This is a genomic window from Arthrobacter sp. Y3225116 (assembly GCF_059091245.1).
On the sequence record NZ_JBNHGL010000191.1, the window covers coordinates 1 to 5609 of the forward strand.

General features: G+C 66.7%; 5 protein-coding genes and 3 tRNA genes. 6 read left to right on the forward strand and 2 right to left on the reverse strand.

Translation table 11 applies throughout. The annotated features are described in order from the left end of the window. Positions 1-32 precede the first annotated feature (32 nt). Positions 33-1133: a coiled-coil domain-containing protein gene (locus AC5RV2_RS13975; protein WP_494092832.1), complete on the reverse strand. Its 1101-nt coding sequence runs from the start codon at positions 1131-1133 to the stop codon at positions 33-35. Positions 1134-1522: 389 nt separating this feature from the next. Next, the gene (locus AC5RV2_RS13980) at positions 1523-1894 is read right to left on the reverse strand and encodes a metallopeptidase family protein (RefSeq protein ID WP_494001987.1); all 372 of its coding nucleotides are present in this window, start codon (positions 1892-1894) and stop codon (positions 1523-1525) included. A gap of 145 nt (positions 1895-2039) precedes the next feature. On the opposite strand from AC5RV2_RS13980, the gene AC5RV2_RS13985 reads away from it, so the two are divergent. The 6 genes from AC5RV2_RS13985 to AC5RV2_RS14010 all read left to right on the forward strand — a co-directional run bounded on the left by AC5RV2_RS13985 (position 2040) and on the right by AC5RV2_RS14010 (position 5165). Next, positions 2040-2112 (forward strand) — tRNA-Glu (locus AC5RV2_RS13985). Between the two features lie 85 nt (positions 2113-2197). Then, positions 2198-2271, forward strand: a tRNA-Asp gene (locus AC5RV2_RS13990). A gap of 58 nt (positions 2272-2329) precedes the next feature. Further along, positions 2330-2405: transfer RNA gene (locus AC5RV2_RS13995), tRNA-Phe, on the forward strand. A gap of 96 nt (positions 2406-2501) precedes the next feature. Further along, positions 2502-3272, forward strand: coding sequence for an MBL fold metallo-hydrolase (locus tag AC5RV2_RS14000; RefSeq protein ID WP_494092833.1), 771 nt, complete (start codon positions 2502-2504; stop codon positions 3270-3272). A gap of 67 nt (positions 3273-3339) precedes the next feature. Next, entirely contained in the window at positions 3340-4113 is a 774-nt protein-coding gene (locus tag AC5RV2_RS14005; RefSeq protein WP_494092834.1) for an alpha/beta fold hydrolase, read from the forward strand. 140 nt (positions 4114-4253) lie between these two features. Continuing rightward, the gene (locus tag AC5RV2_RS14010; protein WP_494092835.1) at positions 4254-5165 is read left to right on the forward strand and encodes a YwqG family protein; all 912 of its coding nucleotides are present in this window, start codon (positions 4254-4256) and stop codon (positions 5163-5165) included. Positions 5166-5609: the final 444 nt, after the last annotated feature.

Below are 5609 nucleotides of genomic sequence, written 5' to 3' on the forward strand. Positions count from 1 at the left end.
GATCCGGTCGATGGCGCGTGGATTGTTTGGCTCTATGACGGCACTTGGTACATGCAGCACGCCGGCCGGGAGGTTGCCGGCGGGGTTGACGGGGTTGCCGGCCGGGAGGTTGCCGGCGGGGTCGACGGGGATGCCGGCCCGGAGGTTGCCGGCGGCGCGGCCGGCCGGGCCGGTGTGATGTCTTCACTGGCCGCTGCAACGGTGGAGCCCTGAGGGTTTGAACTGCCGCCGGCGGGCCGCTGGGCGGCGGCGGCTTCCTGTGCCGACTGCTCGACCAGGGCCTGGAGCTGTCGTTCCTGCTCGGCGCGCTCCAGCGCGGTGATGCGTGCGTCCTCTTCACCGGTGCTGGTTCCGCGCAATTCGGCCAGATGTTCCAGGAGCGACTGCCGCTGTTCCTCGTAACGGACCACCAGCTGCTCCTGCGAGGCGCTGGCGGCCTTCGCGTCCGACTCCGCGGCCTCCGCGGCTACTGCCGCGTCCCGGGCGGCCTCTTCGGCGTGGGTGACATAGAGCTCCCAGGCTGCCCACAGCTGGGCGGCCTGCTGGGATTCGCTCAGGGTCTGGGAGCGGTTCGCCGTCAGCGCATCGAGCGTGGAGGCCTTGTACAGCACGTCGCCGGCGTCCTTGCTGTCCAGCAGCGAGCTGAGGCCGGGGTTGACGCCGCCGTTCCGGTAGAGTTCACCGGCCAGCTGCCCCACCTGGTTCTTGACCGACTCGAAGTACTCCGCGGCCTGCGACGACTTGGCCTTGGCGTCAGCGAGTTCGGTGGTCCGCTCCTGCTGCCTTAGCAGCGACTCGCTGTAGGCGTTCTGGGAGCGCATTGAATCGAACTGCGCGTTGGCAAGGTTTCCCGAGGCTGCCTTGAGCTGCTCCTCGATCCGGTCCACCAGGGCCTGGGTGGCAGCGGCATCGCCCTTGGCGTCGTCGATCTCCTCGCCGGAAGGCAGCGTGGGCGCCGCCGGCAGGATGATCCGCTGCGACGTCACCTGCGGCAACTGTCCCGCCGGTGCGGCGATGGCCGGCGCCAGGGCCGGAACGCAGATCAACAGGGCGGTAGCCGAGAAGAGCGCGACGGCGCGCCTCGGCGTCGTCGATCGATGCGGGGCAGGACGCCCCGAGGGAAGCAGCCTCATCCGAACGGGTCCTTACTAGGAGCGCAGTAAATGCACGCGCCCTATCAGGACGGCCGGCCTTGGGGCCGGAACGGTCAATGTGCGAACGGGTGGCACCCCAACTAGACCGAACTGCATTCACACAGCACGTTGAGGATATGCAACATCAGTCACAGTTGCAACATTTGTCCCACAGATAACATAAACAACACCAGTGTCATTTGAACAGCATTGCCGAGGAACCGGCGTGTCACCGGGGGATTTCAGGGCAAATTGGATCGCCGGAGCGGGACGCGCGCCGGCCCGGAGGGCCTGCTGGATACGGCGGTCACCGGGACCGGCTGTTTCCGGCGGCCACCGGGCCTGCTGGATTCGGCGGCAACCTGTGTCCCACCCGTTGGAGGGGGCGGTCAGCCCCAGCCCAGCTCGTGCAGGCGGGCGTCGTCGATGCCGAAGTGGTGGGCAACTTCGTGGATCACGGTCACCAGGACCTCGTGGACCAATTCTTCCCGGGAAGAGCACATCCGTTGGAGGGGACCGCGAAAGACGACGATGCGGTCCGGCATGGACCCGGCGGCCCACCAGTGGTCCCTCTCGGTGAGCGGCGTGCCTTCGTAGACGCCCAGCAGTTCCGTCTCGGGGTCTTCCCAGGGTTGCGGGGTGTATTCCTCTTCCACGAAGATGCCCACGTTGGTCATCTCGCGCATGATGTCTTCCGGGATCTGGTCGATCGCGTCGTTTACCGCGTCCTCGAATTCCGGCAGGGACATCTCCATCGGCATGCAGCCGACTTTACCCGCGGGCCGGGCCTCGAAACCGCCCGCTCGGCCGCCGCGGCAGGCCGCGGCGGCCGGTTTTGGTTTTTCCCGGGACAGGCCCTATAGTTTTATAGGTCCACAGCGGGGAAATGAATCCCAAGTGGTCCTGGCCCCCATCGTCTAGCGGCCTAGGACACCGCCCTTTCACGGCGGCGGCACGGGTTCGAATCCCGTTGGGGGTACGCGAGACGTCATGAATGGCAGCCCGCTGGAGTGGTCAGAACCGCTTCGAAAGGCTGGTAGGATTGAGTCTCGTAAAAAATGCAAGGCCCTGTAGCGCAGTTGGTTAGCGCGCCGCCCTGTCACGGCGGAGGTCGCGGGTTCAAGTCCCGTCAGGGTCGCTTTGGTTTCCGGAGCGATTTCGGAACGCCATCGGTGATCATCGCAAGATGTTGCCACGGCTCTGTAGCTCAGTTGGTAGAGCGTTCGACTGAAAATCGAAAGGTCACCGGATCGACGCCGGTCGGAGCCACCAGCAAAAACGAAGCCCCGCAGTCCTTGTTCAGGATGCGGGGCTTCGTCGTGTCCGCCCGCTCTGTCCACCTCCGGCTTCGTCGGGCACCATGGGTGCATGAACGAAACCGCAATCACCCACATTGGCGGTCCGACAGCCTTGCTGGAGTTCGGCGGCTGGATGTTCCTGACCGACCCCACCTTTGATGAACCCGGCGAGTACCCGACACCAGCGGGAACGCTGGTGAAAACCTCCGGGCCCGCCGTTCAAGTCGCGGACCTGCCGGTGGTGGACGCCATCCTCCTCTCGCATGACCAGCACGCGGACAACCTGGATACGTCCGGCCGGCGCCTGGTGGAATCCGGCGACGCCAAGGTCCTCGGCACCCTGGAGGCAGCAGACCGGCTCACGACGGTTACCGGGATGGCCCCGTGGGAGCGGACGGTTCTCGAGGCCGCCGACCGGACCACTGTCACGGTCACCGCCGTCCCGGCCCGGCACGGACCCGAAGGATGCGAACCGGTGACCGGCACCGTTACCGGATTCGTCCTGACAGGATTCGACCTCCCGACCGTTTACATCAGCGGCGACAACGCCTCGCTGGACGTGGTCGACGCCGTCGCGGCACGTTTCGCGCCGATCGCCACGGCGGTGCTCTTCGCCGGTGCCGCCCGCGTGGGAGCCTTCGACAACGCCCCGCTAACCCTCACCGCCGAGGCCGCGGTCGAGGCGGCGCGCACACTGGACGCGACCACCGTCGTGCCGGTCCACGCCGAGGGGTGGCAGCACTTCAGCGAAGGCCACGAAGAACTCCGTGCCGGGTTCTCCGCCAACGGCCTCGAAGACCGGCTCCGCATCCCCACTCCCGGGTGGAAACTGGCCCTGTAAGTCCACGCTCCGGCGGCCGGGCCGCCCGTCGGCCGGCGGCATCGGCAGGCGTCGGTACAGTAAGGGCGTGCCTACTCTTTCCTTCGTGTCCTCGGGGCCCGACTCCGCGGAGACCATCCTCTTCCTGCACGGCGCGGGATGGCCGGGCATCACCTGGCACCGGCAAATACGGCACTTCTCCGGGGCCTACCGTTGCCTTGCCGCGGACCTGCCCGGCCATGGAGCCAGCCATGGAGTCCACTGGCAGAGCCTGGATGCTACCGCCGAACTGGTCGCCGAACTCATCGAGTCGACCACCGACAAGCCGGTCCACGTGGTAGGTCTTTCGATGGGCGGCGACGTGGCGCTTCGACTGTTGGCCCAACGCCCGGAGCTGGTCCAGAGCGCGTTCCTGACCGGGGTGCTGGTACTCCCGGTACCGCGGTGGATGCTGAAGGCGCAGCTTGCCCTGGCCGGCCTGACCCGGAATCCCGTCCTGTGGCGGGCGTCCGCCAAGTACCTGCGGCTCGAACCCGAACAAATCACCGCGCACCTGGCTGAGAACCGGCCGCTGGATCCCCGGCACTACCGCGCGATCATCTCGGAGATCTTCGGGGGCACCGACGTCGCGGGTACCGACAAGGCAACCTGTCCGGTGCTCGTCGCCGCCGGGGAGAAGGAACCCCGGCAGGCCCGGGAATCGGCGGCAGTCCTGGCCGGGCTATTGCCGAACGCCCGTGCCGGCCTGGCTCCGAAGTCCCCGCACGAATGGCCCATGAACCGCCCGGAAGCCTTCAACCGAACCCTGGAGGAGTGGCTGGCAGACCCCACGGCGCTGCCCCGCACGCTGCTGCCCGTCTAGCCACCGACGGGAGCGGGTCCGCCTCGATCCATCCCTCGCAGGACCGGCGCTTAAAGCGGAACAGATGCATGATGGGGCGGAAGCTCCTAACGCTTCCACTCCACACCCACACCCACGCACGACGGAAGGAACCCCGGTCCATGACCGCGAAGACCAAGATCCCCGCAGCGCCAATTCACGGACCCTACGGCCAGGTAGAGAAGTGGCTCAAGGCGGCCGGCGCTGCAGACGTGCTTGACGAGGCCGCATATTCACCTGTGCTCAGTGAACAATCATTTGAACCGGGCGACGCCGAGTTGCGCGAGGTCTGGCCTGAGGGTGCTTGGATTAGTTGGCTCGGGGGACCTGCCGTTGCCCCATTGCCCGAATGGCCCCGGCGAGCCGACGGCAGGCCGTTGGCTCATGTGGCGGCCGTTCACCTCGCCGACGTCGATGCAGCAGTGGACGCTGAAGGCAAGGCCGCTTGGCCAGTGACCGGCCTCCGTGAGGGTCTGCCGAAGGAGGGCGTTCTCGAGGTTTTCCATGACCTTGAGTCCTTCGGCTACGAGTCCGAAGAGGGACAATCCGGAGCATGGCTGGTGCGGTGGGTCGAAGACCCTGACCGCACTGGTCTTGTCGATGCCCCTTTGGACTTCGATCCTCCTTCCGAAGTGTGCCAAGTCGTCATGCCCCTACCCGGGTTTACGCTGCCGGCCGCTTCCGACTCTGTCTCGGCACCCGAGTCTCAATTCGACAAGATCGAGGGTCTGGAGATTGCCCTGCAGCGCGGCTGGCTGGCCCAGCGGACTGGGTCGGCCAAGGGGATCCCGATTCCGTTCAGCCACATCTACGGCCACAGCCATCGGGGTCACATCACCGCGGTGGAAGACATCCTGCCCGCAGTTTTGCCTTTGGAATCCGGTGACGAATACCGCCTTCTGTTGGAGCTGGAATCCTGGACCGCGCTGGAAGGGTGGTTCGGGGACGCCGGAAATCTCGAAGTGTGGATGCGTGAATCGGATCTTCGGAACCGTGACTTCAACCGGGCATGGTGCCTAATACGGACTGACTGACCAGCGGGCGCCCGGGTGCTCCTGCGCCGAGGCACGGACCGGCGCCGTTCGTTCCGCCCGAACAGGACCGGCGTCGTTCGGATCCGCCCGCGGCGGCCGCTGCGGGCTCCCAGTTTCCACTCAGGGTCACTGGCCTACCATGGAAGGGATTTCCCGTGCCGCCTGCACCTGATGAGGCACCGGACCAGGGGGACGATTGGAGCGAGGAGCATCGTGCAGGCCCTTTTGAAGGCGACGGCCGTCGGCCTGGCAACCGCCGTTCTGCTGACGTCCTGCAGCGACGCGGGCCGAACGTCGGAATCAGCGACGACGGCGCCCGCCCCCGTCGCTTCGGACGAGACCGAAGCGACGGCCCCCGCGGAAACACCCCCCGCACCTGCCCCCGCCCCTGATCAAACGCCCACGGCGCCGCCCGGCCAGGCGCCGACGTCGGACTCGGCAGGT